The 828-nt window shown below is 42.5% G+C and carries 1 protein-coding gene and 1 pseudogene; one reads left to right on the top strand and one right to left on the bottom strand.

Annotated features, from left to right (window positions below; genetic code table 11):
• Positions 1 to 485 (top strand): VOC family protein (locus tag A3739_RS09045; RefSeq protein WP_197472231.1); only part of this gene is annotated, 485 nt, incomplete at its 5' end.
• Between the two features lie 42 nt (positions 486 to 527).
• Here A3739_RS09045 and A3739_RS09040 read toward each other — a convergent pair.
• Positions 528 to 828, bottom strand: a pseudogene (locus A3739_RS09040) (glyoxalase); the annotation flags it as partial.

The following is an 828-nucleotide window of genomic DNA, read 5'->3' as shown; positions in this document are numbered from 1 at the left end:
TGAATCATGTTGGGATTATGGTTGGCGACATGGATCAAGCGGTTGAGTTTTACACCAAAGCGCTAGGTCTTAGAGTGGTTATGAACAATACGAAGGTCATCGAAGAGCGAGAGTCTGCGATTGGTCGTATGTGTATTGCGGTATTTGGGGAAGGATTTAAAGGCTTCAATATTGCTCATCTTGTTACAAATGATGGTATTGGTGTTGAGTTGTTTGAGATGGTTGATCGCGAGGAGCGTCATAACGTAGATTTCTCTCGTCTTGGCATTTTTCACTTCTGCCTTCAGCTGCCAAAAGAGCAGTTTGATACAGCGATTAAACGCGTAGAAGAATACGGTGGAAAAGTGCGTATGGATATTATGCGTTACCACCCTAAAGACGAGCTAAAACAAGCGCAGATGGTTTACTTGGAAGATCCCTTCGGTAACTTGTTCGAGTTCTATTCACACTCTTATGAAGATACTTATGCTTCAGACTACGAGTAAAATAAAGGGGGGGGTAGACAATGTTCTACCCCCCCCTTTATTTTACTCGTAGTCTGAAGCATAAGTATCTTCATAAGAGTGTGAATAGAACTCGAACAAGTTACCGAAGGGATCTTCCAAGTAAACCATCTGCGCTTGTTTTAGCTCGTCTTTAGGGTGGTAACGCATAATATCCATACGCACTTTTCCACCGTATTCTTCTACGCGTTTAATCGCTGTATCAAACTGCTCTTTTGGCAGCTGAAGGCAGAAGTGAAAAATGCCAAGACGAGAGAAATCTACGTTATGACGCTCCTCGCGATCAACCATCTCAAACAACTCAACACCAATACCATCATTTGTA

The organism is Oleiphilus sp. HI0067 (assembly GCF_001635735.1).
The sequence above is the reverse complement of the archived record's forward strand: the minus strand, read 5'-3'. Positions and strand labels throughout refer to the sequence as shown.